At 67.1% G+C, this 26,135-nt stretch carries 21 protein-coding genes and 1 pseudogene; 14 read left to right on the forward strand and 8 right to left on the reverse strand.

Features of this window, described 5'->3' with window-relative positions; translation table 11 throughout:
- Positions 1-278 precede the first annotated feature (278 nt).
- Positions 279-1,925 carry a glycosyltransferase family 2 protein gene (locus tag NNJEOMEG_RS19600; protein WP_173087169.1) on the reverse strand — a complete coding sequence of 549 codons (1,647 nt, stop codon included), beginning with the start codon at positions 1,923-1,925 and terminating at the stop codon, positions 279-281.
- On the opposite strand from NNJEOMEG_RS19600, the gene NNJEOMEG_RS19605 reads away from it, so the two are divergent.
- Entirely contained in the window at positions 1,924-2,589 is a 666-nt protein-coding gene (locus NNJEOMEG_RS19605; RefSeq protein ID WP_173087170.1) for an L-threonylcarbamoyladenylate synthase, read from the forward strand. The two genes, NNJEOMEG_RS19600 and NNJEOMEG_RS19605, sit on opposite strands and share 2 nt — an antisense overlap.
- A 206-nt stretch (positions 2,590-2,795) precedes the next feature.
- On the opposite strand, the gene NNJEOMEG_RS19610 is transcribed toward NNJEOMEG_RS19605, so the two are convergent.
- Entirely contained in the window at positions 2,796-3,725 is a 930-nt protein-coding gene (locus NNJEOMEG_RS19610; RefSeq protein ID WP_173087171.1) for a glycosyltransferase family 9 protein, read from the reverse strand.
- Between the two features lie 120 nt (positions 3,726-3,845).
- Between NNJEOMEG_RS19610 and NNJEOMEG_RS19615 the strand changes: the two genes are divergently transcribed.
- The 6 genes and pseudogenes from NNJEOMEG_RS19615 (at position 3,846) to NNJEOMEG_RS19640 (ending at position 11,615) form a co-directional block, all read left to right on the forward strand.
- Positions 3,846-4,334: an NUDIX domain-containing protein gene (locus tag NNJEOMEG_RS19615; RefSeq protein WP_173087172.1), complete on the forward strand. Its 489-nt coding sequence runs from the start codon at positions 3,846-3,848 to the stop codon at positions 4,332-4,334.
- 69 nt (positions 4,335-4,403) lie between these two features.
- Positions 4,404-5,861 carry a glycogen synthase GlgA gene (gene glgA, locus NNJEOMEG_RS19620; protein WP_173087173.1) on the forward strand — a complete coding sequence of 486 codons (1,458 nt, stop codon included), beginning with the start codon at positions 4,404-4,406 and terminating at the stop codon, positions 5,859-5,861.
- An 18-nt stretch (positions 5,862-5,879) separates the two neighbouring features.
- Positions 5,880-7,778 (forward strand): 1,4-alpha-glucan branching protein GlgB, encoded by a 1,899-nt coding sequence (gene glgB, locus NNJEOMEG_RS19625; protein WP_173087189.1) that lies wholly within the window; start codon positions 5,880-5,882, stop codon positions 7,776-7,778.
- Positions 7,779-7,825: 47 nt separating this feature from the next.
- Positions 7,826-8,890 (forward strand): 4-hydroxythreonine-4-phosphate dehydrogenase PdxA, encoded by a 1,065-nt coding sequence (pdxA, locus tag NNJEOMEG_RS19630; protein ID WP_173087174.1) that lies wholly within the window; start codon positions 7,826-7,828, stop codon positions 8,888-8,890.
- A gap of 36 nt (positions 8,891-8,926) precedes the next feature.
- Positions 8,927-9,169: pseudogene (locus tag NNJEOMEG_RS19635) on the forward strand (HPP family protein); the annotation flags it as partial.
- A gap of 76 nt (positions 9,170-9,245) precedes the next feature.
- Positions 9,246-11,615, forward strand: a complete 2,370-nt coding sequence (locus NNJEOMEG_RS19640) for an ATP-binding protein (RefSeq protein WP_173087175.1) — start codon at positions 9,246-9,248, stop codon at positions 11,613-11,615.
- Positions 11,616-11,789: 174 nt separating this feature from the next.
- On the opposite strand, the gene NNJEOMEG_RS19645 is transcribed toward NNJEOMEG_RS19640, so the two are convergent.
- From NNJEOMEG_RS19645 to NNJEOMEG_RS19670, 6 genes are all read right to left on the reverse strand, one after another.
- Positions 11,790-13,286 (reverse strand): FAD-binding protein, encoded by a 1,497-nt coding sequence (locus tag NNJEOMEG_RS19645; protein ID WP_173087176.1) that lies wholly within the window; start codon positions 13,284-13,286, stop codon positions 11,790-11,792.
- 5 nt (positions 13,287-13,291) lie between these two features.
- Positions 13,292-14,104, reverse strand: a complete 813-nt coding sequence (locus NNJEOMEG_RS19650) for a tetratricopeptide repeat protein (protein WP_173087177.1) — start codon at positions 14,102-14,104, stop codon at positions 13,292-13,294.
- 22 nt (positions 14,105-14,126) lie between these two features.
- Complete coding sequence (carA, locus tag NNJEOMEG_RS19655) at positions 14,127-15,257, reverse strand: glutamine-hydrolyzing carbamoyl-phosphate synthase small subunit (RefSeq protein ID WP_173087178.1); 1,131 nt, start codon at positions 15,255-15,257, stop codon at positions 14,127-14,129.
- Positions 15,258-15,337: 80 nt separating this feature from the next.
- Entirely contained in the window at positions 15,338-16,261 is a 924-nt protein-coding gene (locus NNJEOMEG_RS19660; protein WP_173087179.1) for a D-alanine--D-alanine ligase family protein, read from the reverse strand.
- Positions 16,218-16,865 (reverse strand): HDIG domain-containing metalloprotein, encoded by a 648-nt coding sequence (locus NNJEOMEG_RS19665; protein ID WP_173087180.1) that lies wholly within the window; start codon positions 16,863-16,865, stop codon positions 16,218-16,220. Before NNJEOMEG_RS19665 ends, NNJEOMEG_RS19660 begins: the two co-directional genes overlap by 44 nt.
- A complete protein-coding gene (locus NNJEOMEG_RS19670) occupies positions 16,865-17,692 on the reverse strand; it encodes a tetratricopeptide repeat protein (protein WP_173087181.1) in 828 nt (275 codons plus the stop codon). The genes NNJEOMEG_RS19665 and NNJEOMEG_RS19670 overlap by 1 nt, the downstream gene beginning before the upstream one ends.
- 536 nt (positions 17,693-18,228) lie before the next feature.
- Here NNJEOMEG_RS19670 and NNJEOMEG_RS19675 point away from each other — a divergent pair.
- The 7 genes from NNJEOMEG_RS19675 (at position 18,229) to NNJEOMEG_RS19705 (ending at position 25,860) form a co-directional block, all read left to right on the forward strand.
- On the forward strand, positions 18,229-19,812 hold the full coding sequence (locus tag NNJEOMEG_RS19675) for a methyl-accepting chemotaxis protein (protein WP_173087182.1): 1,584 nt from the start codon (positions 18,229-18,231) through the stop codon (positions 19,810-19,812).
- 76 nt (positions 19,813-19,888) lie between these two features.
- Positions 19,889-20,116 carry a HypC/HybG/HupF family hydrogenase formation chaperone gene (locus tag NNJEOMEG_RS19680; RefSeq protein WP_173087183.1) on the forward strand — a complete coding sequence of 76 codons (228 nt, stop codon included), beginning with the start codon at positions 19,889-19,891 and terminating at the stop codon, positions 20,114-20,116.
- A complete protein-coding gene (gene hypD / locus NNJEOMEG_RS19685) occupies positions 20,103-21,200 on the forward strand; it encodes a hydrogenase formation protein HypD (RefSeq protein ID WP_173087184.1) in 1,098 nt (365 codons plus the stop codon). Before NNJEOMEG_RS19680 ends, hypD begins: the two co-directional genes overlap by 14 nt.
- Positions 21,201-21,212: 12 nt before the next feature.
- Positions 21,213-22,217 (forward strand): hydrogenase expression/formation protein HypE, encoded by a 1,005-nt coding sequence (gene hypE, locus NNJEOMEG_RS19690; protein WP_173087185.1) that lies wholly within the window; start codon positions 21,213-21,215, stop codon positions 22,215-22,217.
- 197 nt (positions 22,218-22,414) lie between these two features.
- Positions 22,415-22,786 (forward strand): YbjQ family protein, encoded by a 372-nt coding sequence (locus NNJEOMEG_RS19695; protein WP_173087186.1) that lies wholly within the window; start codon positions 22,415-22,417, stop codon positions 22,784-22,786.
- Positions 22,787-23,278: 492 nt separating this feature from the next.
- On the forward strand, positions 23,279-23,668 hold the full coding sequence (locus NNJEOMEG_RS19700; protein ID WP_173087187.1) for a response regulator: 390 nt from the start codon (positions 23,279-23,281) through the stop codon (positions 23,666-23,668).
- Positions 23,665-25,860, forward strand: a complete 2,196-nt coding sequence (locus NNJEOMEG_RS19705; RefSeq protein ID WP_173087188.1) for an EAL domain-containing response regulator — start codon at positions 23,665-23,667, stop codon at positions 25,858-25,860. The genes NNJEOMEG_RS19700 and NNJEOMEG_RS19705 overlap by 4 nt, the downstream gene beginning before the upstream one ends.
- The last annotated feature ends 275 nt before the right edge of the window (positions 25,861-26,135 follow it).

Raw genomic sequence — 26,135 nt, forward strand, 5'->3', positions numbered from 1 at the left:
CGCGTTCCCGGCGGGTGTCTGCTGCCGTGCGGGCGTCCGTGTCCAGTCCGGCCCTGCGCGCGGCCTCTCGCCGGACCGATTTGAAGACGATCCGCCGAGAGGCGCGCGCAGGGCCGGACTGGACACGAACACACCGGCCTACCCGGTGAAACCCGCGAAGCAACTTGGGATTCCAAAGGGCGTAGCCCTTTGGCCGCCGGAGGCTATTCCTCCTCCCCCCCCTCCACCGCTGCAACCGCACCGGGCGTCCCCGGGGAGCCTTGCGGCGGCAGGCCGCTTCAGGCGCTTTGCCGCAGGGCGGCCTGTTTGGCGAGCAGGTCGTTCCAGACCTTCTGGAGGTTGGCGGTGACGAGTCCGTCGATGGCCTTGTCGTCGTATTTTGCTTCCAGCTTGATCTTGTTGCCGAGGATGTGGGCGACCTGGGCGTTGGAGGAGGCTTGCCTCATGCTGGAGCGCTGCACGTGGTCGATCTGGAGCGAGCCGGTGTAGAGGCAGGGTTTGCCTGAGAGGAAGGCGCGGATGTCGCGGTCGAGGTCGTCGAACTGCGTGGGGTTGAAGCGCACGTCGAAGAGCCCCACGGAGTCCAGGGTGGAGAGGTCGAGCAGGTGGCAGCAGCCGGAGACGGAGAGGCAGGGGCGTTCGTAGCCGAAGAGCCCCGGGTCCAGTGTGCCGGTGCAGTTGTTGAAGACGCGCAGGCGCTCGCCGGGTTCCATGCCCTGGTCACCGGGCAGGCGGTGGAGCAGGTGGTAGTCGGCGGACTGGAGCTTGTGGGGGTGGGCGTGGTCGCGGATGCAACAGCCCACGGTGGCGCATTCGGGGTGCCTGGCGGCGGCGTGGAGCAGCTTGGAGAGCCAGTCTTCGGGGAGCAGCACGTCGTCGTCGAGGAAGGCGGCGTAGCGGCAGGCGCGCACCTCGGGGAGCGAGAGCAGCCAGTTGCGCGCGCCGGGCGCGCCGACGTTCACGGGCAGGGTGACCACGGTGAGCCGGTCGTGTCCGTAGCGGTCCTGGAGGTTTCGCAGGGTCTGGGGCGTGTCGTCGGTGGAGCCGTTGTCCAGGACGAAGACGGGATTGTCCCCGATGCGGGAGGCGAAGAGGCTCTCCAGGGTCTGGGCGGTGAGCTCGGCCTTGTTCCAGGAGTAAACCAGAAGGGCGGTGCGCGCCTCGGGAAGGGGGCCGTCCGACGGGAGCAGGGCGGCGTCGTGCGCGGCGAGCAGCAGGTTGGCGTGCCAGGGCATGGCGTCCAGGAGGGCGCGCAGGATGCGGGCGGCGCCGGGGCGGTCGCCGTCGCGCAGGAGTCGGCGCGCCTCAAGATGGAGGAGCCAGGGCGCGTGGTGCGAGGGGCCTTCCGGGAGAGGGGCGTCCTGCCCGTGGTGGTGGAGCAGTTCCAGGGCGAGGCGCTGCTCCAGTTCCCGGGGGAGGGCGGCGGCGCGCAGGATGCGCAGGGCGGTCTCGCGGTCATCCAGGGCCACGAGGTCGGTCCAGGTTTCGCTGATCCAGGCGGGGCCCTGGGGGGTGGCGGCGGCCTGTTCCAGGAAGCGGGCCTTGGCCGAGTTGTCGCCGCTGGCGGCCAGCTCCTGCCAGGCGGGGTTGGGGGCGAGGGGGCGCAGGCGTTTGCGCAGGTTCTGGAGGAGGCCGCGCAGATCCGGGGCCAGGAAATGCAGTTGGGAGTCGAGGGTGAGCAGCATGGCCAGGACCGGGGCGTCCAGGGGCCTTTCCTGCCAGGCCCAGGAAAGCAGGCCGGCCGCGGCTCGCAGAAGCACTTGATCGCCGGGGGCGCCTCGCACTATGGCTTCGGCCAGTCCCCATTGCTGCCACGGGCATTGGGTGGAGAGCGCCCAGGTGGGCAGGGGTCCGGCGAGCCGGCCCAGGTCCTTGGGATCGAAGCCGGGGAAGAACCCCTGGATGTGGAGGGAGGTTTCCGTCATGGCCCCTGAGGAAGTTGAACGTTCACGGATCACCCAGCTGGAGCGCGCGGCGGCGGCTCTGGCCGGAGGCGGCTGCATCGTCTATCCCACGGAGACCTTTTACGCCCTCGGGGCCTGCGTGGGAAGCGCAAAGGCCCTGGAGCGAGTGAACGCCATCAAGTGCAGGCCGCGCTCCAAGCCCCTGCCGGTGATCATCGGGGCCATGTCCCAGCTGGAGGGCGTGCTCTCGCCCGATGCCTCCTCCTGGACGGGCTACGGGGCGGCCCGGGCGCTCATGGAGCGCTTCTGGCCGGGGCCGCTCTCGATCATCGTGCCCGCCCGGGCCGATCTGCCCCCGCAGATCAAGGACGCCCGGGGATTCGTTTCGGTGCGCTTCACGCCCAACGCCGAGGCCCAGGCCCTGTGCCTGATGGCCGGATCGCCCCTGGCCGCCACCAGCGCCAACGTTTCGGGCGACCCGGCGGTGAACGAGGTGGGCGGCCTCTCTCCGGCGGTCTGCCTGGGTGCGGACTATGTGTTCCAGGGCGCGCCCGAACCGGCGGGGGGGATGCCCTCCACCGTGGTGTGCCCCTCGGGCGACGGCGAGCTGGTCCTGTTCCGGGAGGGGGCGGTGGACGCCGCGGTGCTGGAGGCCCAAGGCTACCGGCTGGTCCGCCACGGTTGAAAAGTTTATACCGGCAAAGGGCTCTGGGGCCTGTTCCAAAAGGTTCTGTTCAAGTTTTTTAACCGTCCCCTGGGTGGCGATGGTGTCGGGCCTTGTTGATAAGCCGATCAATTTCAGCATGTTATAATTATTTCATGGTGTTTGTCGGTGTTGGCCCGCTCCTTGCTAGATGGTTATCAATCTTCCTCCTTTCGCTGAAGCGGCTTTCAAGGAATACCAGGGCCTTGAAAGCCGCTTCCCATTTGGGGCATGCCCCGCTTCAGAGATTCCAGGACAGGCGGGGCGGCGATGCCCGCCATGCAGGCCGCATCGGCGCAGCGAAGGTCCGAACAATCCGCCGTGCAGGGCGCGCAGGGCAACGCCAGTCGGACCTCGACCATGCCCGGAGGCCCCCACTGGCCGAAGCGCGTAGGCCCGAAGAGAGAGACTCCCGGCACGCCCAGCATGCCCGCAAGGTGCATGGGGCCCGTATCGCCGCCAACAACGGCCCCTGCCCCCAGGAGCAGCGCCTCCAGCGCCTCCAGGCTCTCCGGGGCCGCATAGGGGCGTCCTCCCAGATCCATGCCCTCGTCACGTTCGGCCGGTCCCAGCACGAAGAGGGGGGCGAACCCCTCGCCGGGCAGCGCGTCGGCCAGTTGAAAAAATTGAACCAAGGGCCATTGCTTCAGCGGATGCCCCGCGCCGGGGAAGAGAAGCACCGTACGTCCGGGATTTCGACCGGCCGCGAAGAGACGGCGGAAATCCTCCAGCCAGCCCTTCGGAGTGGGCACGCCCGCCAGGGCCAGGTCGGCGGCGTAGGCGTCGCGCACGTGGCGCTCGCCCTGCACGGCGCGCAGGAACCGGCAGGCGGAGGAGGGCGGCACGTCGGGGATGCGCCGGATCACCGGCCAGAACACCCGGGCGTCTTCCAGGGCCGCAGGCCAGGAATCGGCGCCGTGGAGCCGGTCCAGCAGCCTGCGCTCCTCCGAAGTGCAGGGCTCGTAGCCCATCGGCGACAGCCAGCGCAGGCGCTCGCGCGAACCGGCCCAGACAAGCCGTTTCCCTGCGAAAGCCCTTGCCGCGGCCCACGCCGTGGGCCACGCCAAAAGGAAGTCGCCCAATGCTCCGTTATGAATGAGAATCACCTTGTCAGGCACTGTGGTTCCCGGTATAGCTAGAATCCTGAGTGTGCCTTTCGAGCACGCCGACCGGGCCAACACTCCCCGCACCCGGCCGGATCGCCTGATCAACGCGAGGGGAGACCGGCGTCATCCTACGTGGACACAACACCCCCCCGAACCTGCGAGACCTGCGGACAGTCCTTGAAGGCTTTCCGCAACCCTACGCCCACGGTCGACATTATCATTCATTGCCCCGGAGGCAAAGTGGTGCTCATCGAGCGCCTCAACGAACCTCACGGCTGGGCGCTGCCCGGCGGCTTCGTGGACTACGGGGAAAGCGTGGAGCGCGCCGCCGTGCGCGAGGCCAGGGAGGAGACCGGGCTGGACGTCGAGCTCACGGGCCTCCTGGGCGTCTATTCAGACCCCCGGCGCGACCCCCGTCAGCACACCCTGAGCGTGGTGTTCACGGCGCTGCCCGAGGACATGGCCCGGCTCGGGGCCGGCGACGACGCCAAACGTGCAGCCGTGTTCGGGCTGGATGCGCTGCCCGCTCCCCTGTGTTTCGACCATGCGCTGATCCTTGAAGACTTCGCCAGGGGCGTGGGACGGCTCAACACGGGGACGAAATCGGACGAAGGATCGTGAGTTCACCCGATCGTAACGCCTTTCGGAGAGCTGCGTGCTAGGAATCCGAGAGGACGGATGGGGAAAAGGATGCCATTTCATCACAAGGTCGTCTTCGTAGCCTCCGAAATCTACCCGTTTTCCAAGACGGGTGGCCTGGGCGACGTGCTGGGGGCGCTGCCCCTGACGCTTCGCCGCATGGGCCTGGACGTTTGCGTGATCACGCCGTTCTACGGCCGCCTGAGCACGGGCGAGTTCAAGCTGCGCCTGATCTCCTCGCGCTGTCCCGTGGGCTATCCCTGGGCTCCCATCACCGCCGAAATCTACATGGCGGATTATCACGGGCTGCCGGTCTACTTCATCCAGCGCGGCGAATACTTCGACCGCAGGTTCTACTACAACACCCACGAAGGCGACTACTTCGACAACTGCGAGCGCTTCATCTTCTTCTGCCGAGCCTGCCTGGAATGGTCCCGGCGCATGGACATGGCCCCCCGGCTCATCCACGTGCACGACTGGCAGGCCGGTCTGCTCCCCGCCTACATGCACTTCCTGCGGCGCACCGACCCCTTCTGGCGCGACACCCGCACCATGCTCACCATCCACAACCTGGCCTTCCAGGGACGCTTCGCCTCGCGCCTGTTCAAGGAGTCCGGGCTGCCCGCCGAGGCCTGGCACATGGACGGCGTGGAGTTCTGGGGCGACTTCAACCTGCTCAAGGCGGGCATCGCCTACGCCGACCTGGTCTCGGCCGTGAGCCCCACCTACGCCAACGAGATTCTCACTCCCGAGTTCGGCTGCGGCCTGGAGGGCATCCTCTCCAAGCGCCGCCCCAACCTGCGCGGCATCTTGAACGGCGCCGACTACTCCGTGTGGGACCCCGGCAGCGACCGCTACCTGCCCTGCACCTACTCGACGGACGACTTCGACAACAAGCGCAACTGCAAGCAGCACCTCCTGGACGAGATGGACATGGACCCCTCGCTCCTCAAGCGCCCCCTGCTGGGATTCATCGGACGCCTGAGGCGGCAGAAGGGCGTGGACCTGCTCATCGACATCCTGCCGCGCCTGATGGAGATGAACCTGGGCGTGGTGGTGCTGGGCGAGGGCAACCTGGAGTTCGAGGCCCAGCTCATGGAGATGATGGAGGCCTATCCCGCAAGACTCCACGTTCGCGTGGGCTACACGGAGGACCTGGCCCACCGCATCCAGGCCGCCTCGGACATCTTCCTCATGCCCTCGCGCTACGAGCCCTGCGGCCTCACGCAGATCTACGCCCTGCGCTTCGGCACGCCTCCCGTGGCCACCAACCTGGGCGGCCTCTCGGACACCATCGTGCCCTATCCCCACCCCGAGTGCACGGGCTTCACCTTCCCCGAGGCCACGGCCGAATCGTTCCTGGAGAGCATCCTCCAGGCCGTGGAGGTCTACCAGCGCCCGACGGAGTGGGCGGGCATCATGCGCCGGGCCATGCAGGCGGACTTCTCATGGGAGCGCGCCGGCGCGCGCTACCTGGAGGTCTACTCCGAACTGGGCGTTCACGTCTGATCCCACGGGGAGCGCACCCTGAGCGAACCCCTCCGCATCGAACCCTTCGATCTGCACCTTTTCGGCCAGGGGCGGCACTGGCACATCTACCGCGTTCTGGGGGCGCACCCCCACGTCCGCCACGGGCGCGAGGGCTTCCGCTTCGCCGTCTGGGCGCCCGCCGCGCAGGGCGTTTCCGTGTCGGGCGATTTCAACGGCTGGAGCGTCCAGGCCCATCCCCTGCATCCCGTCGGGGTGTCGGGCGTGTGGGCCGGGTTCGTGCCCGGGGTCGTCCGGGGAGAGCACTACAAGTACGCCGTGCGCGGGGCCGACGGGCACACCCGCCTCAAAACCGACCCCTACGCCACACGCGCCGAGATGCGCCCCGGCACGGCCTCCGTGGCCTGGGGCCTGCCCGCCTACGACTGGGCCGACGGCGCGTGGATGACGCGTCGCGCCGGGCAGGGCCTGCCCCTTGAACGCCCCGTGAGCGTCTACGAGGTCCACCCGGGCTCCTGGCGCTGGAAGGGCTCCGCTTACGGCGACTTCCTCTCCTACCGCGAACTGGCCGACCAGCTCATCCCCTACGTGGCGGACCTCGGCTTCACGCACCTCCAGCTCATGCCCGTGGCCGAACATCCTTTGGACGAGTCCTGGGGCTACCAGACCGGCCACTACTACGCCCCCACCGCCCGCTTCGGTCCGCCCGAGGATTTCAAACGCTTCGTGGACCGCTGCCACCAGGCGGGGCTGGCCGTACTGCTGGACTGGGTGCCCGGCCACTTCCCCAAGGACGACTGGGGCCTGGGGCGCTTCGACGGCACGGCCCTCTACGAACACGAGGACCCGCGCCGTGGCGAACACCCCGACTGGGGCACCTACGTCTTCAACTACGCCCGGCATGAGGTGCGCAACTTCCTCTTCGCCAACGCCCTCTACTGGCTTGAGGAATACCATCTGGACGGCCTGCGCATCGACGCCGTGGCCTCCATGCTCTACCTGGACTACTCCAGGCAGGACGGGGAGTGGGTTCCCAACGCGCACGGCGGCAAGGAGAACCTGGAGGCCATAGACTTCCTGCGCGAGCTCAACGCCGTGGTGCACCAGCGCTACCCGGGCGCTGTGATGGCCGCCGAGGAGTCCACGGCCTGGCCCGGGGTCTCGCGGCCGGTCCACGACGGGGGCCTGGGCTTCACCTTCAAGTGGAACATGGGCTGGATGAACGACACCCTGGCCTACTTCGCGCGCGACCCACTTCACCGCGCGCACCATCAGAACGACCTGACGTTCTCCATGCTCTACGCCTTTCACGAGAACTTCATCCTGCCGCTCTCCCACGACGAAGTGACCCACGGCAAGGGCGCGCTTCTTTCCAAGATGCCCGGGGACCGCTGGCAGCGCTTCGCCAACCTGCGCGCCTTCCTGGCCTATATGTGGGCGCACCCGGGCAAGAAGCTGCTCTTCATGGGCGGAGAGTTCGGCCAGTGGCGCGAGTGGACCTCCCGCGAGCCCCTGGACTGGGCGCTCACGGACTCGCCCGAACACCGGGGCCTCATGGATCTGGTGCGGGAGTTGAACGCCCTGCTGGCCGCGCATCCCCCCCTGCACGAGCTGGACAACGAGTGGGGCGGCTTCGAGTGGGTGGACCTCTCCGACCACGCCTCCTCGGTGCTGAGCTTCCTGCGCAAGGCCCGCGACGGCTCGCAGCTCCTGTGCGTGTTCAACTTCACCCCCGTGGTGCGCGAACGCTACGTGGTGGGCTGCCGCCACCCGGGCTTCTGGGCCGAGGCCTTCACTTCCGACGCGGAGCGCTTCGGCGGCTCCGGCGTGGGCAACGGCGCTGGCGTGCGGGCCGTCGAATCTCCGCACGGCCTGTGGCCTTGCCGCCTGGAGCTCACCCTGCCGCCCCTGGGCGCGCTCTACCTCCAGCCTCTCTGACCGACGGCGGCCCCGCGCCGCCGCAAAACCCTCAGGGGCCCAACGTCATGACAGAATCCGTTCCGCACGCCCTCCATGCCTCCACCGCCAGGACCGATCCCTCGGCGAAGGCAGTCCAGGCCGACTCCCCGGCCCGTCCCCGCGTTTTCCTTGTCACCCTGGGCGACCCCAACGGCCTGGGGCCGGAGCTGGTCTGCCGCTGGCTGGCCGGGGCACCGCCCGGGGACGACGTTCTCGTGATCGTAGGACCTCAAGCGTCACTTGAACTTCACGCCGCGCGCCTGGGCCTGGGCGCGCCGTGGGCCAGGCTCCCGGAGGGCATGCCCGTGCGTCCCGGGCCTGGCGTGCACCTGCTGGAACCGACGGGTCTCGGGGATTTTGTCCCTCAACCCGGGGCGCTCACGCCCGAGGGCGGCCGGGCGGCCGGGCTCTCCCTGGAGCTTGCGAGCGCCCTCCTGCTGGCGGGGCGGGCCGACGCCCTGGTGACCTGCCCCCTCAACAAGGCCGGACTCCAGCTGGCCGGGTTCGATTTTCCCGGGCATACGGAATTCCTGGCCGAGCGCGCGGGCGTGGGCTCCGAGGGCGTGTGCATGCACCTGTGCGGGCCGAGGCTGCGCGTGAGCCTGGTGACCACGCATCCGCCCCTGGCCAGGGTTCCCGGGTTGGTCACGACGGAAAAGGTGGAGCGTTGCCTCAGGCTCACCGCCGATTTCGCGCGCAGACTGGGGCTTTCGGGGCCGGTGGCCGTGTGCGGGCTCAACCCCCACGCCGGAGAATCCGGGCGCATCGGCGACGAGGAGGGCAGTGTGATCGTTCCGGCCATGGAGCGCGCCCGGGCCGCCGGGGTGGAGTCCGCCGGGCCGTTCCCGGCGGACACGGTGTTCCGCCGCGCCTACGAGGGCGAGTTCCCGGCCGTGCTGGCCATGTACCACGACCAGGGCCTGGGGCCCTTGAAGCTCGTGCACTTCGGCGAGGCCGTCAACGTGACACTCGGGCTGCCCTACGTGCGCACCTCCGTGGACCACGGCACCGGCTACGACCTGGTGGGCCGCGACACGGCGGATCTTGGCAGCTTCCGCGAGGCCCTGGAGCTGGCCCGGCGTTTGGCCTGATCCGGCGGTTGCCGGGAAGCCCGGCGGGCGTTCGCGCCGGGCTGGCTCTGCTTCGCCCTGGCCGTGTCAGCGGCCATTGCGCTCATGCACGCCACTGGCACGCTGCATCCGCCGGGCGGGGCCACGGCGCTCATAGCGGTGTCGGGAGGGCAGAATATCTTCGATCTTGGCTATCTTTTCGTGCTCTTCCCCGTACTCTCCGGGGTGCTGGTCATACTGGCGGCAGCGCTCGTCGCCAACAACCTGGCCCCTGGGCGGCGCTATCCAGAATACTGGTGACGCATGACAATCATGATGCAGCTGTATGTATTGACTCTTTCTTCGCTTACTGGATAGAGTGTTTAAAAAGAGCCGTATGCCCAAGCGTCCAAGTCTTCAGTCGCGCCTGTTCGCCGCCGCGCTCACCTGCATGATCCCCATCTGGCTGGGGTATGCCTGCATCGCGTATTACCTGTTCAACACCAAGTATGCCGAACTGACGAGCCGCACGCAGGATCTGGCCCAGGCCGTGCGCCAGGCCGCTGAACTCAAACTGGTGGGCGTGGAAGCCTCGCTGGGGGCTCTCGCCACGTCTCCGGCCCTTGAGAACAAGGATTTCAAAGCCTTCCACCGCCAGGCCGCCACCCTGGCCGAGGAGTTCGAAGGCGCCGACATCATCCTGGCGGAGGAGTCCGGCCAGCAGCTGGTCAACAGCTACCTCGCTTTCGGGTCGGCGCTGCCCAAGCGCAAGAACGCCTCCATGCTCAAGGCCCTTTTCGAGAACGGCCGTCCGCACATCTCCGGCCCGTTCAAGGGCGCCGTGACGGGACGCCACCTCATCGGCATGGACATCCCCGTCTGGCACGGGACAGGCGTTGCCTACGACCTGGGCATGACGTTCCCGGCGTATCGGTTCGTGAAGATGATGGAGGATTTGAAGCTGCCTCCGGGTTGGATCGGCTCCATCGTCAGCGCCGAAGGTCTGGTGATCGCCCGGACGAGCGATATGGACCGCTTCGTGGGCCAGCCCCTTTCGGTGGGCGTGGACCTGGAGTGGCTCTTCAAGCACGACGAAATCACCCTGGACATCAACGCCCTGGACGGGACGCCGCTGACCACGAGCTTCTGCCGCTCGGAACGCTTCGGCTGGATGGTGGCCGTGAGCATGCCCCGCAGCGAGCTTTCGGATGTTGTGCGCAAGTGGGTGCTCTACGCCCTGGTCTTTTCGGGGGCCGTGGGCCTGCTGGCCATGGCGCTGGCCTATATCCTGAGCCGCCGCATCGCCTGGGAGTTCACCTCGCTGGCAGGCCTGGCCGACAGGATGCGCCTGGGCGAGCGCGGCGCCATCGAGAAACTGGGCCTCGCCGAATCCTACCGGCTGGGCAGGGCGCTGGAGGCATCCTTCCAGTGCGCGCAGGACGAGGCCGTCCTGCGCAAGGAGGCCCAGGACGATCTGCGCGAACACCTGCGCATGCTCGAAGACGTCGTGGCCTCGCGCACGGCGGAACTCTCGAAGGCCAACCGGGAACTCGAACAGGAAATCGCCCAGCGAGTCCAGGCCGAGCAGGAGCTGGCCAAGGCCAACCGCTACATCAGCAACATCATCGACTCCATGCCCTCGCTGCTGGTCTGCGTGGACAAGGAGATGCGCCTCACCCGCATCAACGCCAACGCCGCCTCCTCGGCAGGCATCGTCGGAGAGGATGCGCTGGGTCGCCCGCTCCAGGACCTCTTCCCGGAACTCGATGTCTCCCCGGAGATGATCTCCCGGGTGATCTACCAGCGCCAACCCGAACTGCCCGTTCGCCAGGAGATGGACCGCGAGGGCGACAACCGCTTCCTGGACATCATGGTCTACCCGCTGGTGAGCAATTGCGTGGATGGGGCGGTGGTGCGCGTGGACGACGTGACCGACAGGGTGCGGCTCGAAAGCATCAAGCGCCAGGCCGACAAGATGATGCTCATGGGCAGCCTCGCGGCGGGCGTGGCCCATGAAATCAACAATCCCCTGAGCATCGTCACCCAGTCGGTGCAACTGGCCGCCTTGCGCCTGCAGCCGGGCGTCGCGGCCAACGAGCGGGCCGCCGAAGCCGCGGGCCTGGACATGAAGGCCCTGGACGCCTACCTGACCCAGCGCGGCGTTCTCGCCATGTTCCAGGATGTCCGGGAGGCCATTTCCCGGGCGGCATCCATCGTGCGGACCATGCTGGCCTTCGCGCGGGGCGGTGAAACCAGGCTTGAAACGCATGCGCTGGGCAACCTGGCGCGGCAGGCCGTGGAGCACGTGCGTTCCGAGTTCGGCCTGGACCTGACGGGCACGGGCAGGCCCATCAACATCCGCGTGGAATCCCCCGCCGATGAGCCCGACGCGCCCTGCGCCGGGCAACAGATCGACCAGGTGTTCACCAATCTCCTGCGCAACGCCGTGTCGGTCCTGATGGACCAGCCCGACGACAACCGGGAGCCCGAAGTCGTCGTGCGCACCTGGCACGACGCCGAGCACGTTTACGCCGCCTTCTCCGACAACGGCCCGGGCATCCCCGGCGGCGTCACGGAGAGGATTTTCGAGCCCTTCTTCAGCACCAAGAGCCCCGGCGCGGGCACCGGGCTTGGATTGTCCATCTCCTTCTTCATCGTGACGAACATCCACAAGGGGAAACTCACGGTCTCTTCCGTGCCCGGAGAAGGGACCACCTTCACCGTGGCCATACCCCGCCGTCGCCACGGAGCGCCCACCCCGGAATGATGCCTCGAGGGCCGGGCGCGCGGCCTTGTCATGCCCGTTGCACGCGACCCATGGCGCACGCCCAGTGGGGCGGCGCATCGCCAAGATACACGGAACCGGGATCCGCCCGTATCGTCCCGTCCAAGTTCCAGCCTCGGCGGGCCAGAGCGGCCCCAGCGGGGCACAGCGGGCATTTCAGACGACGCCTTGGCCGGACAAGACACCCAGGGCGGCCTGCAGACTCAGGCGCAGCCGCCAGTCGCGGGCCGTGTCCAGGCGGCGGATGTCGGCCGCGAAGCCCTTCGCCCCTGCGAGCGCCATCGGCGCGGCGTGGCGCGTGAGTCCCCGACCCAGCCAGGCCAGCCCCCGCGAGCGCTCTTCGGCGTCCTCCTGAAAGTCCTGGGACCCCCGGGAGGCAAGGCCTTCCGGAACGTCCCGGGAGAAGCGCGCGGCGGCCTCTCCTGCGCGGTGCCCGAACACCTGGGTGGCCAGCACCATGGCCCCTCCGATCCGATTGGAACCGTGCATGCCCGTGGCGCACTCCCCGCACGCGAAAAGGCCGAGGACGCCCGTGCCGCCGTCCCGGTCGATCAGCGCCCCGCCGTTGCTGGCGTGCGCCATGAGCGCAACGGCCAGGGGAGAGCTCCCGGGCGTGAGCAGGAGAACGGACCCGTCCGCGTCCATGGCCCGCACGAGTTCCAGGTCCAGGGCTGCGTCGGGCAGGCCGTGGGCGCATGGGCAATGCCCGGCGCGCTCTCCCGCGAGGCGCGCGAGGTCGGGAAGGAGTTCTTCAACAGGCACGCCTTCGGAGGGATCGAATCCGGCCATGGCGTCGTCGAGGAGGGGAGGCATGATCCTCCAGCCTCCCGAGCCCAGCTCCGCGGGGCTCCAGAAGCGGCCCCCCGGCAACGCTCCCCACAGAAACTGCAGGTACCCCTGGTTGGCCAGGCGCGCCCCGGCCATCCCCAGAAGGACGTGGCCGAAGCCCGGCACGCCGGGACCCGCGATGGTGCGCGCGAAGAGCCGTGCCGGTCCGCCCAGGGCTGTCACCACGGCCCGGGCCTCCACGGCCAGGGGCGACGTCGCCTGGGCGCAGGGCGCGTCCGGCCTGGAGGCGGCCCGGCGGGGGGCGGGCGACGCGCCGGGGCGCGCGGGCAGCAGCAACGCGCCGCAGGCCCGGGGCAGGGCCTCGCGGCGGTCCATTTCGATGCGCGCTACGGCGTGGCCGCCGAGGAACCGGCAGCCCAGGGCCTCCAGGGCCGCGCGGAAGCGACGGTGGGCCTGGGCGAGTCCCCGGAAAAGGAAGGCCCGGCGGGAGTGGGGTGAAAAGCACGAGGGATGGTCGAGCAGACCGCCAGAGTCGTCGCGCACGAAGGGCAGGCCCAGGGCGTCCAGTTCGCGCAGGCGGGCTTCTCCCTCCTGGGCCATGATCGCGGTGAGCGCCGGGTCCAGGAGCGCGCCCCGGTTGAGGGCCGCCACTTCGGCCACGAAGGCCTCGCGCTCGGCGTCGTTCAGGCAGACGTGCACGCCCAGGGCGTCGTTGCGGTTGGCGAAGGAGGAGCCGGAAGGGCCGCCGGTCAGCGAGACGACCAGCACGTCCAGCCCCGGCGCGGCGCGCAGGCAGGAGAGGGCGGCGCGCAGCCCCGCGAGCCCGGCCCCGAGCACCAGCACGTCGGCGCGCAGGCGCTCCATGGGGTTCAGCAGGCGGGCTTGCCCTGTTTTTTCAGGGCGAACTGGAACATCTTGGCGGCTTCGTGGAAATTCGGATTGAGCTTGAGGGCCAGACGCGCGGCGCGCTCCACCTTGTCGAAGCGCTCCCAGTCGATGTAGAGCCGCCCGAGATTGAAGTAGAGGTTCGGGTCGTCCTTGGCGAAATTGACGGCGCGCATGAAGTATTTCTCGGCAACGTCGAACTGGCGGAGCTTGCGAAGCACGATGCCGATGCGGTTGTAGAGGTGCAGCTGGTCCGGCGTGAGTCCCAGCGCCTCGTCGAGGTACTTGAAAGCGTCCTCGTAGAGTTCGGCCTGCATGAAAAGCTCAGCCACCTCGGCGCGCAGGGGCGCATCGTGTGGGAACTCGCGCACCAGGGAGCCGAGGGTCTTGCGTGCCGGATCGATCTCCTTGCGCTCCAGCTGCTCCTTGCCGGTCTTCAGCCCCTCGGCGCGGCGCACCTGACGGCCCTGGATTTCATCCTTGGCCTCTTCCACGGTGTTGGTCTGGAGTTCGCGCAGAAGTTCGCGCATGCGCTCCAGGAGGGCCTTCTCCTCGCCGGGGGCGTAGGGGATCACCAAGGGGTAGAGAACGCGCAGCTCCTTGTTGTTGTTGAGCTGGTACACGGCCTGCTCGATGAGCTTGCAGAACTCGTCCCGCTCGGCCTTCATGAGCTGGGCCTTGAGCATGGTCAGGACCGCGTCGTGCAGGGCCGTCACCGCAGGCAGGGGCTTGCCCTGCTTGAGGTAGGTGTTCACCTGCGTGATCTGTTTCCTGGCCTTGGTGAGTTCGGCGGACATCTCCACCTTCCTTGGCGATGGGTTAGCGTCCCAGTTCTCGTCTGAGCATCTCCCTGTACCGCTTGAAGAAGGAGCGGCTGTCGTGCGGTCCGGGGCCTGCCTCGGGATGGTACTGGATGGCGATTATGGGCTTCTTGGTGTGGGCGAAGCCTTCCAGGGTGTTGTCGTTCAGGTTCACGTGGGTGAGCTCCACGTCCTTCAGGGTCGAGAGATCCACGCAGAAGCCGTGGTTCTGGGAGGATATCTCGATGTGCCCGGTGGAAAGTTCCTTCACGGGGTGGTTCAGGCCGTGGTGGCCGAACTTGAGCTTGAAGGTCTTGCCGCCCAGGGCCAGGCCCAGGAGCTGATGCCCCAGGCAGATGCCCGCGGTGGGGTAGTCCTCGATGAGCAGGCTGGTGGCGTGGACCATGTCCTGGAGGGCCGCCGGGTCGCCGGGGCCGCTGGAGAGGAAGATTGATTCGGGCGAGAGCTTACGCACCTGCTCGGCGGTGAAGAAGGCGGGCACCACGAGCAGGTCGATGCCTTCGGCCACCAGCAGACGCAGGATGTTCCACTTGATGCCGCAGTCGAAGGCCACCACCCGGGGGCCCGTGCCGGGCCAGTCGTAGGAGCCGTCGGGGTTCAGCGTCACGGTGCGGGGGCCTTTGCCGTCCCACACGTAGGGCTCCTTGGGGGTGACGGCGCTGGCCAAGTCGAGCCCTTCCATGGGGGGCAGGGCCTTGACCTGCTTCACCAGGTCGGCGGGGTCCTTGCATTCGGTGGAGATCATGCCGCGCTGGGCGCCGTGCAGGCGCAGGTGGCGGGTGAGCGCGCGGGTGTCCACGCCCTCGATGCCCATGACGCCGTGGCGGGTGAGGTAGTCCGGCAGGGACTCCTTGGCGCGCCAGTTGGAGGGCGTCTTGCAGCACTCCTTGACGATGAAGGCCTCGACGCGGATGCGGTCGGACTCCACGTCGTCGAGGTTCACGCCGTAGTTTCCGATGTGGGGATAGGTCATGCACACCATCTGGCCGACGTAGGAGGGGTCCGTGAGGACTTCCTGGTAGCCGGTCATGCCGGTGTTGAAAATCACTTCACCGCCGGCGCGGCCGGCACCGGTGAACGACGTGCCTTCGAACCAGGCGCCGTCTTCGAGGGCGAGAAAAGCTTTCATCGATGCTCCAGGGGGCCGCGTTGCGGCCGGGTGATGGCGGGGCCTTTGGCCGGGCAGAGTGTGTATAATGCCACGTGTCGTTAGTCCAGTCCGGAACGCCTGGATTTTTCCGCCAGGCCCAGTTCGATGAGCCGGGCAAGCAGGTCCGGGAATTCGAGCCCGTGCACGCGCGCGGCGCGGGGCAGGAGGCTGGTGGAGGTCATGCCGGGCAGGGTGTTGGTCTCCAGGATCGAGGGGCCTTGCGGCGTGAGGATGAAGTCCGAGCGGGAGTAGCCCGCCAGGCCCAGCAGCCCGTGCGCCGCGAGTGCCGCGCGGCGGATGGCTTCCAGGGTGTCTCCGGGCAAGGGGGCCGGGCAGATCTCCTCTGCGGCGTCCTGCACGTACTTGCTCTGATAGTCGAAAAAAATGCAGGCCTTGGGCTTAATAAGGATGGGCGGCAGTGCTTCTCCGCCCAGCACCGCGCAGGTCACTTCCGGGCCGTCCAGGGCCGGTTCGGCCAGCACGGCGCGGCTCTGGGCGAAGGCGGCGTCCAGGGCCGCCGGGAGTTCGGCCGCCTCGCGCACGAGGCTCATGCCCACGCTTGAGCCTCCGGCGTTGGGCTTGAAGAAGGCGGGCAGGCCGAAGCCGGGCCGCCAGTCCGGTCCGGGAGGGGCGGTGAGCAGCTCCCAGTCCGGGGTGAGGAGCCCCCCCTGGCGGAAAAGCTGCTTGGAGGCCGCCTTGTCCAGGGCCAGCAGGGACGCGCGCGCGCCGCTGCCCTGGTAGGGGCAGCCCGAGGCGTCCAGCAGGGCCTGGACGATGCCGTCTTCGCCGGGCGCGCCGTGAAGGTTCAGGAAGGCGAAGTCAGCCCGGCGCGAGGCCTCCACGATGCTGTCGAAGTCGGCCAGGGGGTCGAGGAGGGTGACGCGGTGCCCCAGGGTCTCCAGGGCCGCATGAATCTGGCGGGCGCCCGAGAGCGAGACCTCACGCTCGCTCGACCAGCCGCCCGCTATCAAAAGGATGTTCATGGAGGTTCATTCCCAGAGCCTGGCCCAGGGCCGACTCGATGTCGAGGGACTGTTGCTTCGATTCCGCGAGCCGGTCGCGGATGTAGGGCGTGGAGCCGTAGCGTGCGTAAAGGTCCTCGAAGCGCTCGTCGAGGGTTACCACGCAGTCGTGGCGCACGCGCTTGTCGCCGTAGATGATGGCCATGGGCAGGAAATGGCCGCGCACGTCCACGGGCCAGGGCCAGTGCACGTGGTGCACGATGCCCATGGCCAGCACGGGGTTGCCGGTGCGCTCCTGCATCCATGCGCCGCCCAGCTGGGAGTGGTTGCCGCCGTGGTGGATGGTGTAGGTCTTGGCGATGTCGTGGAGCAGGGCCGAGGCGCGCACGAGTTGCACGTCCACGGGAAGGCCCGCGCGTCTGGCGGCCAGGGCCAGGGTGGTGGCCACGCGGGCCACGGCCAGACTGTGCTCCCGGATGTGGGGGAGCATGGCGTATTCGTCCCAGAAGGCAAAGCAGCCGGCGTCGGAGGGCGCGGGCGGAAGCCCCGCTAGGGAGGCCGCTCCGGGGGGATCCAGGGCGGCCATCACGTGCCAGGGCGGGCTCTGGGGCTGTTTCGGGGCCATCAGATGAGATCGCGGCAGTGCCTGGTGGCGAATTCCAGGCCTTTCCTGGCTGGTTCGAGGGCGGGGTCGATCTCCAGGACGCGGCGCAGGGTTTCCTGGGCCTTGGGCCAGTTGCCAGCGTCGATGTAGACGCGCGAGAGGTTGAACAGGTAGTTCACGTTGTCCTTGTCCACCTCGAGGGCGGTCAGGTAGGCCTGTTCGGCCTGCTCGAACTTCTTGATCTTGCGAAAGGCCACGCCCATGAGCGCCAGGCTCTTGTGGTCGGCCGGGTCCAACGCCACGGCGCGCTCGAAAAAGGTGATGCACTCGATGTGGTTGATCTCGAAGAGGATCTTTCCGATTTCAGCGGCCAGGGGGGCGTCGTCGGCGTAGTCGTCCGCCAGGCGGCGGAAGTGCTGGATGGCCCCGTCGAAGTAGCGCTGCACCAGGAGCTGGCGGCCTTTTTCCAGGCGGTCGGCCCTCGCCTGGGTCCTGGCCTGGCCCTCGCGGATTTCGTTGTCCTGCTCACGGGCGAGCATGAGGTCGGGCAGGTCGCGCAGCCTGGCCAGGATCTCCATTTCCTTGCGGGGCTGGTAGACCAGGGGCTCCTTGCACACCTCCTTGACCTTGGGATCGAGGCTGATGAGGTGGACGGCCTTGGTGATCAGGTCCTGGTATTCTTTTTTTTCCTGCTTGATCAGTGTGTTGCCGTGCTTAATGTAGGCCATGAGGCCGTAGAGGGCAGCCTTGATGGCGCTCTCGACCTTGCCGTCCTTGAGGATGGAGACGATGTTGAGCAGATGCTTTCGGGCCTGGGTGACCACTTCGGCCGGAGTGTTGGCTTGCATGCTTGAGATGCCTGGATGGGTGGCTTGTTGGCGTTCCGTGGAACGCTTTTTGTCAATACAATTCCTCATTGCGATCGGCAAGGTCTTTTTTGAGCGCCTCGGGATGGCCCTTGTCCTTGGATAATATGGGATTTTTCCTGTTCAGGTCGTTGACCGGATTTGTTGGTGGTGATATGTGATGGGCGAAGCGAGATGTAGAGATGCATTGCATTATGCCTGCATCGATTCTGGATAGGACGCATCGCGAGGGGGTGCTGTTGCGTTGGTGCAATTGTTCAAGGCAGGGTGCTCATCGAAGCATGCCAGGCACACTCAGCCTCAATTGTTCACTTGCATGCTATTTATGACGGTTTTGTATGCATTTCTTGCGGTGTTATGCATGCGTCTGTCGTGTTGTTCCCCTCCGCTGCATAGTCTCTTGCAGGCTTTTCAAGGCCGTCATGTCGTACGCTCCTTCCCAGGATGACTCATTGGTCATGTCGACGGTTGTCACGAGTTAAGGGTTCGTCAGTCCGTATTCAGTGGGAGGTTCGTCAATGAACGTCAATATGCGTTTTTACCTGACCCTGTTGCTGCTTGTCCTGATAGCCCTGGCCGCCTCCCTGGCCCCTTGGCTGAGCGGAACCGCCCCCTTCGGGACATTGCAGGCCGGGGCCGCGGCCGCCGTGCTGGTCCTGGCCGCCGTGCTCGGGGTGGGTTTCCACCGGCACGTCGCCCTGCCCCTCAAGGGCATCCACGATTTTTCCCAGGCCCAGGCGCAGGGCGACTCCGCAGCCGTCTTCGTCAGCGACTTTCCGGGCGAAATTGGCGAGACCGCCCGCGCGGTCCAGGCCATGACCGGCAGGATGCTCGAAGCCATCGGCTACGCCCAAGGCATTCTGGCCGGCATCCGCACGCCCTTCATCGTGGTGGACGAGCAACTGCGCCTCTCGCTCACCAACCAAGCCCTCATGGACCTGCTCCAGTACGACGGAAAGCCCGAGAGCTACTACGGCCAGAACGTGGCCTTCTTCTTCTACGGCGACGCCAGCCGACGCACCGTGCTCGCGGACGCCATCGACCAGAACGCCTCCATCGTGCGCGAGGTGGTCACCACCGGGAAGAAGGGCGCCAAACGCAACATCCTCATCGCCGCCGCCCCCCTCTACAACGCCGTCAACGGCAAACTCATGGGCGCGCTGTGCCTCTACACCGACCTCACCGAACTGCGCGCCAAGGAGCAGGAGATCGCCCGGCGCAACGAAGCCCTGGCCCAGGCTGCCCAGGAGGCCGAGGCCATTTCCGGGCAGGTGATGGTCCACGCCCAGGGACTCAACAGCAGCTTCGAGCTGGCCGGACGGGGCGCACAGCGTCAGCGCGAACGCCTGGAAGGCACCTCGACGGCCGTCTCCCAGATCGACGCCTCCGTAACCCATGTGGCGCACAGCGCGGGCGAGGTTGCCAAAATCGCGGAAGGGGCAGGGGCCAAGGCCCAGGAGGGCGACGAACTGGTGCGCGGCCTCGTGGACGCCATGGAGGGAGTCCGCGCCAGGGCCAGCGGGCTCAAGGACGCCATGGGGAGCCTGGCCGGGCAGGCCGAGGACATCGGCCGTGTGCTCGTGGTCATCTCCGACATCGCCGACCAGACCAACCTCCTGGCCCTCAACGCGGCCATCGAGGCCGCCCGTGCAGGCGATGCCGGACGCGGCTTCGCCGTGGTGGCCGACGAGGTGCGCAAACTCGCGGAGAAAACCATGACCGCCACGAAGGAAGTGGGCGAAGCCATTTCCGCCATCCAGGAAGGGGCGCGCGGCAGCGCCGTCCAGGTGGAGGCAGCCGTGGAAGCCATCTCCCAGACCACCTCCATGGCGCACGGTTCCGGGGCGGCGCTCACGGACATCGTGCGCCTCGTCGGGGAGACCTCCGGCCAGGTGCGCTCCATCGCCCTGGGCGCGGAAGAGCAGGCCAGGGCCGTGCGCGAAGTCACGGAGGCAGTGGCCGACATCAGCGCCGTGGCGGCGGACACCGCCGACGGCGTGGGAGACTCCCGGCAGGGCGTGCAGGGCCTCATGGACCTCATGCAGCGCCTGCGCGGACTCATCGACGCCATGGCCAAGGACCAGCCCTCGGCCTTGACTTAGCCGCGGGGAGAACCCATAAACCCCGCATCCTTCTCATGAACATATCATGCCGGACGGGTCCGGTTTGGAGGTTCCCATGTGCCTGGCAGTTCCCATGGAAGTCAAACACATCGAGGGCGAAGTGGCCGATGTCGAAATCGGCGGCGTGCGCAAGCAGATCCGCCTGGACCTCATGGGCGACAAGCCCCAGGTGGGCGAGTTCGTGATCATCCACGCCGGGTTCGCCATCCGCGTGCTCAATCGCGAGGAGGCCATGGAGACCATCAAGATCTTCCAGGAAGGATGGAACCTTGAGCTCGTCTGATCCGCTGCGCGATCCGGCCCTTTGCCGGGAGGTGTTGGGCCGCATCGAGGAGGCCCTGCAGGGCCGAAGCCTGCGCTTCATGGAGGTCTGCGGCACCCACACCGTGGCCCTGTTCCGTTCGGGCGTGCATTCGCTGCTGCCCTCCCAGGTGGTGCATCTCACGGGGCCTGGCTGCCCGGTGTGCGTCACCCACGAGTCGGAGGTGGCGGCCTACCTGGAGTTGGCCGGACGCGACGGCGTGGTGATCGCCACCTTCGGCGACCTCATGCGCGTGCCCGGCCCCGGCGGGGCGAGCCTGAAGCAGGCCGTGGCGGAGGGCGCGCGCGTGGAGGTGGTCTATTCGCCCTTCGACGCCCTGGCCGTGGCCAAGGCCAACCCCGGCGACAAGGTGGTGTTCCTGGGCATCGGCTTCGAGACCACGGCCCCCACGGTGGCCGCCACCCTGCGCGTGGCAAAGGCCGAGGGCCTCTCCAATTTTCTTGTGATGCCCTTCCACAAGCTCGTGCCCCCGGCCCTGGACGTGCTCCTTGCCGATCCCGAAATGTCCGTGGAGGGCTTCATGCTGCCCGGACACGTCTCGGCCATCATAGGCACGGCCCCTTACGCGCCGTTGGCTGAAAAGTATCGCATCCCCTCGGTGGTGGCCGGTTTCGAGCCACTGGACCTGCTCCAGGCCATCCTGCTCATGGCCGAGATGAAGCGCCAGGACAAACCCCGCGTGGTGAACAACTACAAGCGCGTGGTGTCCGACGAGGGCAACCCCACGGCCCGGGCCATCGTGGAGGAGGTCTACCGCCCCTGCGACGCCCTCTGGCGCGGCATCGGGTCCATCCCCGGCAGCGGCCTGGCCATGGCCGACGCCTACAAGGCCCATGACGCCTTCGAGGTGCTGGGCGTGGAGCTCAGGGAGTCGCCTCCGCTGCCCGGCTGCCGCTGCGGCGAGGTGCTCAAGGGCAAGATGCCTCCCGACAAGTGCCCGCTCTTCGCCAAGGCCTGCACGCCCGCCAATCCGGTGGGGCCGTGCATGGTCTCCACCGAGGGCAGCTGCGCCGCCTACTTCAAATACCAGCTCGACCTGGCATAGGACTTCTCCCCCATGGGCAACAAACTCCTCCTGGACCAGGGCAGCGGCGGCCTGGCCTCCCACCGGCTGGTGGCCGACGTGTTTTTGCGCCACCTTGCCAATCCCGTGCTGGCCCGCATGGACGACGCGGCGCTCATCAACCCCAAGGGCCCCCTGGCCGTGAGCACCGACAGCTTCACCGTGGACCCCATCTTCTTCCCCGGAGGCGACATCGGCTGCCTGGCCGTGCACGGCACGGTCAACGACGTGGCCATGCTCGGGGCCAAGCCCCTCTACCTGACCTGCGGGTTCATCCTGGAAGAGGGCTTCGACCTGGACGACCTTGAGCGCATCGTGGCCTCCATGGCGCGAGCGGCCAAGAAGGCGGGGGTGCGCGTGATCGCCGGGGACACCAAGGTGGTGGGGCGCGGCGCGGCGGACAAGATCTTCATCAACACCACGGGCATCGGCGAAGTGGTCAGTTCCAGGCCGCCCAGCGGCCACCGGGCCCGGCCCGGCGACGCCGTAATCGTCTCCGGCACCCTGGGCGACCACGGCCTGACCATCCTCTCCCACCGCCAGGGCCTCTCCTTCGAGGCCCCGGTGCAGAGCGACTGCGCCTCGCTCAACCGCCTGACGCTCAAGCTCATGCAACGCCTGGAGCGCGTGCACGTGCTGCGCGACCCCACGCGCGGCGGCCTGGCCACCACGCTCAACGAGATCGCCCAGCAGTCGGGCGTGGGCATCCACCTGGAGGAGCCCGCCATCCCCGTGAAGCCCGTGGTGGCTTCGGGTTGCGAGGTGCTGGGGCTCGACCCGCTCTATTTGGCCAACGAGGGCAAGCTCATCTGCATCCTTCCCGGCAAACTCGCAGACCAGGCCCTGGCCGTGATGCGTCGAGACCCCCTGGGCCGCGACGCCTGCGTCATCGGGACCGTGACCGCCGAGAACCCGGGCAAGGTGGTGCTGCGCACCGGGTTGGGCGGCCGCCGCCTGCTGGGCATGCTGGAAGGGGAACAATTGCCGCGCATTTGCTGAAACCTTTTTCATTGCACGCCAAAAGCCCGGCATCGCATGTGCGACGCCGGGCTTTTTTGACGCTGTCGCCGTAACCTCGAAGCGCGCAGGATTCTCTAGTAAGATGAAATCATTCAACTTGTCAGACATGGCAAGGGGCTTGCTAGAGATGCCCCGATCGCAACGTCGAACCGGCCATGCCGACATCAGGAGGAGCCATGCTGTCACTTTTCACCGGCGCGTCGCGCCAGGCCAAGGATCCCAACGAGGAACTCAAGCGTGGCCAGCGCCTGCAGAACGCCAAGGAAATGTTTTATTCGGGCAAGTTTCCCGTGGTCACCACCCCGGCGCTGAAGGGCCGACGCATCAAGAAGGTCTTGGGTCTCGTGCACGGACGCGCCTATGACGCCGAGTGCGCCCTGTTCTCCCTGGCGGCCTCGGCCATGGAGATCGGAGCCGAGGCCATCGTGGGCTATCACGAAACCGTGGCCTTCCACCCCGACGGCTCCAAGTTCTTCAGCTGCTTCGGCACCGCCGTGACCTTCGAGCGCCCCAACCCCGCCAAACTCAAGCGCGCCCTGACACACTAGGGCCACCGTTTCACGCGCCCTGCGGGCCGGACCCTGTCCGGCCCGGGGGCAGCCGGGAGCGTCGGACCTTCGTCCCCACCTGCCGCCCTGAGCGCGTCGCAGCCCGGGGCAGGGCGCTCGTGCCGCCCGCATGCAACTCCCCCGTCCACGCAGACTTCGACAGCAGGCCCTTCGGAAATTCGCCCGGCCAGTGGAGCCGACAATGCCAGCTCCGGCTGGTGGGCAGTGCCTTGCGCGCCTTCCGGACACCTGCATCGTCGTCGCAGCGCGGCCTTGGCTCCGCACCTTCCAATGCCACGCTCCAAGAGACATCCTGCCGGGGCCGGTCGGCTTACTCCTCGGAGCGCATACTCAATTCCTACATCGGGGGCAGACTTTTCTTCGCGCCCTTTCGAGGTGGGACGGAAAATCCTTGGCCTGCGGGGGAAAATCCGGTAGGATTTTTATGACAGAGAGTTTTTCAGACGACTCACGCAAACCAATGTACTGATCATGCAGCAAGAGCCCATCGAACTCCTCGTCGTGGATGACGAAACCCCCGTCCGGTTGAGCCTCGCGGCCTACCTAGAGGACGAGGGCTTTCGCGTGCGCACTGCAGAGTCCGCCGAGCAGGCCATAAGTTCCGCCACCGAGCACCCCCCCGTGCTCGCCGTGGTGGACCTGCGCCTGCCAGGCATGGACGGCGCGAGCCTCATCCTGGAGTTGGCCAAACGCCTGCCGGGCATGAAGTTCCTCATACACACCGGATCCACCAAGTTCAGCCTTTCGGACGACCTCAAGTCCGCCGGGCTCGACGACAGCCAAGTCTTTTTCAAGCCCGTTCTTGACATGGGCGACATGGCCGCCAAGATCCTGCAACTGGTCCAAGGTCCCACTCGATGATCCACGATCCCGTCGCCACCGTCCTCACCATCGACGATGAAGAGGTCATTCGGCGCTCTTTCCAGGCCTACCTCGAAGATTCCGGCTTCACCGTGCTCCAGGCTCAGAACGGCCGCATCGGCCTGGAGGTCTTTCGCGAGAGCCACCCCGACATCATCCTCGTTGACCTGCGCATGCCCGAGATGGACGGCCTGGAAGTGCTCGCGCGCGTGGTGCGCGAAGCCCCCGAGGTGCCCATCATCGTGGTCTCGGGCACGGGCATGATCCAGGACGCCATCGAGGCCCTTCGCCTGGGCGCGTGGGACTACATTCTCAAGCCCGTGGAAGATCTGGGCATCCTCGAACACTCCGTGCGCCGCGCCCTGGAACGCGCAAAACTGCTCAAGGAAAACAAGGCCTACCGCGAAAATCTCGAAAACCTCGTACGGCGTCGCACCGTGGAACTGCACGACCGCACCAGACAGCTTGAGGAAGCCAACAGCAAGCTCCAGAGCGAAATCGAGGAGCGCAAGGCCGCCGAAGCAAAATTCCGCTCCATCTTCGAAAACGCCATCGAAGGCATCTTCCAGGTGGACCACCAGGGACAGCTCGTCAGCGCCAACCCCGCCATGGCCCGCATTCTGGGCTGGAACTCCGTGGAAGAGCTCCTCGCCGCCAAGGTCGGCTTCGGCTCCCTCTTCCTCGACGACCCGGGCAACCGGGAAAAGTTCTTCCGCGTCCTGGACGACCACTTCGCCGTCCAGGCCTTCGAAACCCAGATCATGCGCCAGGACGGCCAGCTCCGCTGGGGCTCCGTCAACGCCCACACCGTCTCCGGCAAGACCGGCGAAAGCATCCGCTTCGAAGGCACGCTCGAAGACATCAGCGACCACAAGCGGTTCGAGGAGCAGTTGCTCCACCAGTCGCTCCACGACGCCCTCACGGGCCTGCCAAACCGCGCCCTGTTCACCGACCGCCTCTCGCAGGCCATCTCGCGTTGCGCCCGGCACAACAGCTTCTTCTCTCTGCTCTACCTGGACGTGGACCGCTTCAAGGTCATCAACGACAGCCTGGGCCACGCCTCCGGCGACCAGTTCCTCGTGCTCCTGGCCGAACGCCTGCGCTCCTGCACCCGCGAGGCCGACACTCTGGCCCGCCTCGGCGGCGACGAGTTCGCCGTCATCTCCGAACAGGTGCGCAGCCTCTCCGGCGCAACCCTCGTGGCCGAACGCATCCTTGAAGAAATGCGCAAGCCCTTCACCATCGACGGGCGCGAAATCTATTCCACCGTCTCCATAGGCATCATCTGCTGTTCGGGCTATTGCGGCACCGCCGAAGAAGTGCTCCGCGACGCCGACCTGACCATGTACCGCGCCAAGAGCAACGGCAAGGCGCGCTTCGAGGTCTTCGACAACGCTCTCCACGAGGAGACCATCAAACTCCTCACCATGGAAACCGAATTCCGGCACGCCCTCGCACGCCAGGAATTCGAACTGCACTATCAGCCCATCGTCGATGTCAACAACGGCGAAACCATCAGCCTGGAAGCGCTCCTGCGCTGGAAACACCCCACTCGCGGCTACATTCCACCCCTGGAATTCATCCCCCTGGCCGAGGAAAACGGCCTCATCGTCGATCTCGGCTGGTGGGTGCTCGAAGAAGCCTGCCGCCAGCTCTCGCTCTTCCAGAAACGTTTCCCCAAGCAGAACCCGCTCTCCATGAGCGTGAACATCTCCGCCAAACAGTTCTCCCAGGCCGACCTGAGCGGCAAGCTCGCCGCTCTGCTGGGACAATCGGACATCATCCCCGGCACACTGGAACTGGAAATCACCGAAAGCGTCATCATGGACCAGGGCGCGGCCGCCATCGGCAGACTCGAGGAACTCAAGGACCTGGGCGTCAAACTCTATGTGGACGACTTCGGCACCGGCTACTCCTCGCTCTCCTATTTGCACCGCTTCCCCATCGACATCCTCAAAATCGACCGCTCCTTCATCCGCGAAATCGACGCCACCGGCGGACACGCCGAAATCGTGCGCGCCATCGTGGGGCTGGGACGAAACCTCGGCATGGCCCTCATCGCCGAAGGCGTCGAAACCGAAGCGCAACTGGCCGTCATCCGCACCCTCGGCTGTCAGTTCGCCCAAGGCTACCTCTACTCCAGGCCCCTCCCAGCCGCCGATATCGAAGCCTACATCGCCACCAAAGGCTGATCAGACCCCAATAAATCCCGCGCCGACGTGAATCGCAGCGTCGGCGCACGGTAGCGCTGTCGGGGAAGACGCCTCCGGCGGCCAGGGCTCTGCCCTGGACCCGCCAAAGAGGGCTCCGCCCTCTCGGGACGCTCCCGGCAGGGCTCCGCCCTGCACCCGCCAGGGGGAGAGCCTCCCCCCGGACCCCGGCAATTGCTTCGCGTCGCCGGGAGGAGCGGCAGGGCGGTCGGAGAATATGCCTCCGGCGGGCAAAGGGCTACGCCCTCTGCACTCCC

This window comes from Fundidesulfovibrio magnetotacticus, assembly GCF_013019105.1.
Taxonomy (GTDB): domain Bacteria; phylum Desulfobacterota; class Desulfovibrionia; order Desulfovibrionales; family Desulfovibrionaceae; genus Fundidesulfovibrio; species Fundidesulfovibrio magnetotacticus.

Coding starts and splice junctions, on each gene's coding strand:
- NNJEOMEG_RS19650 (WP_173087177.1), bottom strand. CDS start 14,104: ATGTCCGCCGAACTCACCAAGGCCAGGAAACAGATCACGCAGGTGAAC.
- NNJEOMEG_RS19600 (WP_173087169.1), bottom strand. CDS start 1,925: ATGACGGAAACCTCCCTCCACATCCAGGGGTTCTTCCCCGGCTTCGAT.
- NNJEOMEG_RS19670 (WP_173087181.1), bottom strand. CDS start 17,692: ATGCAAGCCAACACTCCGGCCGAAGTGGTCACCCAGGCCCGAAAGCAT.
- NNJEOMEG_RS19705 (WP_173087188.1), top strand. CDS start 23,665: ATGATCCACGATCCCGTCGCCACCGTCCTCACCATCGACGATGAAGAG.
- hypE (WP_173087185.1), top strand. CDS start 21,213: ATGGGCAACAAACTCCTCCTGGACCAGGGCAGCGGCGGCCTGGCCTCC.
- NNJEOMEG_RS19700 (WP_173087187.1), top strand. CDS start 23,279: ATGCAGCAAGAGCCCATCGAACTCCTCGTCGTGGATGACGAAACCCCC.
- carA (WP_173087178.1), bottom strand. CDS start 15,257: ATGAAAGCTTTTCTCGCCCTCGAAGACGGCGCCTGGTTCGAAGGCACG.
- NNJEOMEG_RS19640 (WP_173087175.1), top strand. CDS start 9,246: ATGCCCAAGCGTCCAAGTCTTCAGTCGCGCCTGTTCGCCGCCGCGCTC.
- NNJEOMEG_RS19695 (WP_173087186.1), top strand. CDS start 22,415: ATGCTGTCACTTTTCACCGGCGCGTCGCGCCAGGCCAAGGATCCCAAC.
- NNJEOMEG_RS19645 (WP_173087176.1), bottom strand. CDS start 13,286: ATGGAGCGCCTGCGCGCCGACGTGCTGGTGCTCGGGGCCGGGCTCGCG.
- glgA (WP_173087173.1), top strand. CDS start 4,404: ATGCCATTTCATCACAAGGTCGTCTTCGTAGCCTCCGAAATCTACCCG.
- NNJEOMEG_RS19680 (WP_173087183.1), top strand. CDS start 19,889: ATGTGCCTGGCAGTTCCCATGGAAGTCAAACACATCGAGGGCGAAGTG.
- pdxA (WP_173087174.1), top strand. CDS start 7,826: ATGACAGAATCCGTTCCGCACGCCCTCCATGCCTCCACCGCCAGGACC.
- NNJEOMEG_RS19675 (WP_173087182.1), top strand. CDS start 18,229: ATGAACGTCAATATGCGTTTTTACCTGACCCTGTTGCTGCTTGTCCTG.
- NNJEOMEG_RS19660 (WP_173087179.1), bottom strand. CDS start 16,261: ATGAACATCCTTTTGATAGCGGGCGGCTGGTCGAGCGAGCGTGAGGTC.
- NNJEOMEG_RS19665 (WP_173087180.1), bottom strand. CDS start 16,865: ATGGCCCCGAAACAGCCCCAGAGCCCGCCCTGGCACGTGATGGCCGCC.
- NNJEOMEG_RS19605 (WP_173087170.1), top strand. CDS start 1,924: ATGGCCCCTGAGGAAGTTGAACGTTCACGGATCACCCAGCTGGAGCGC.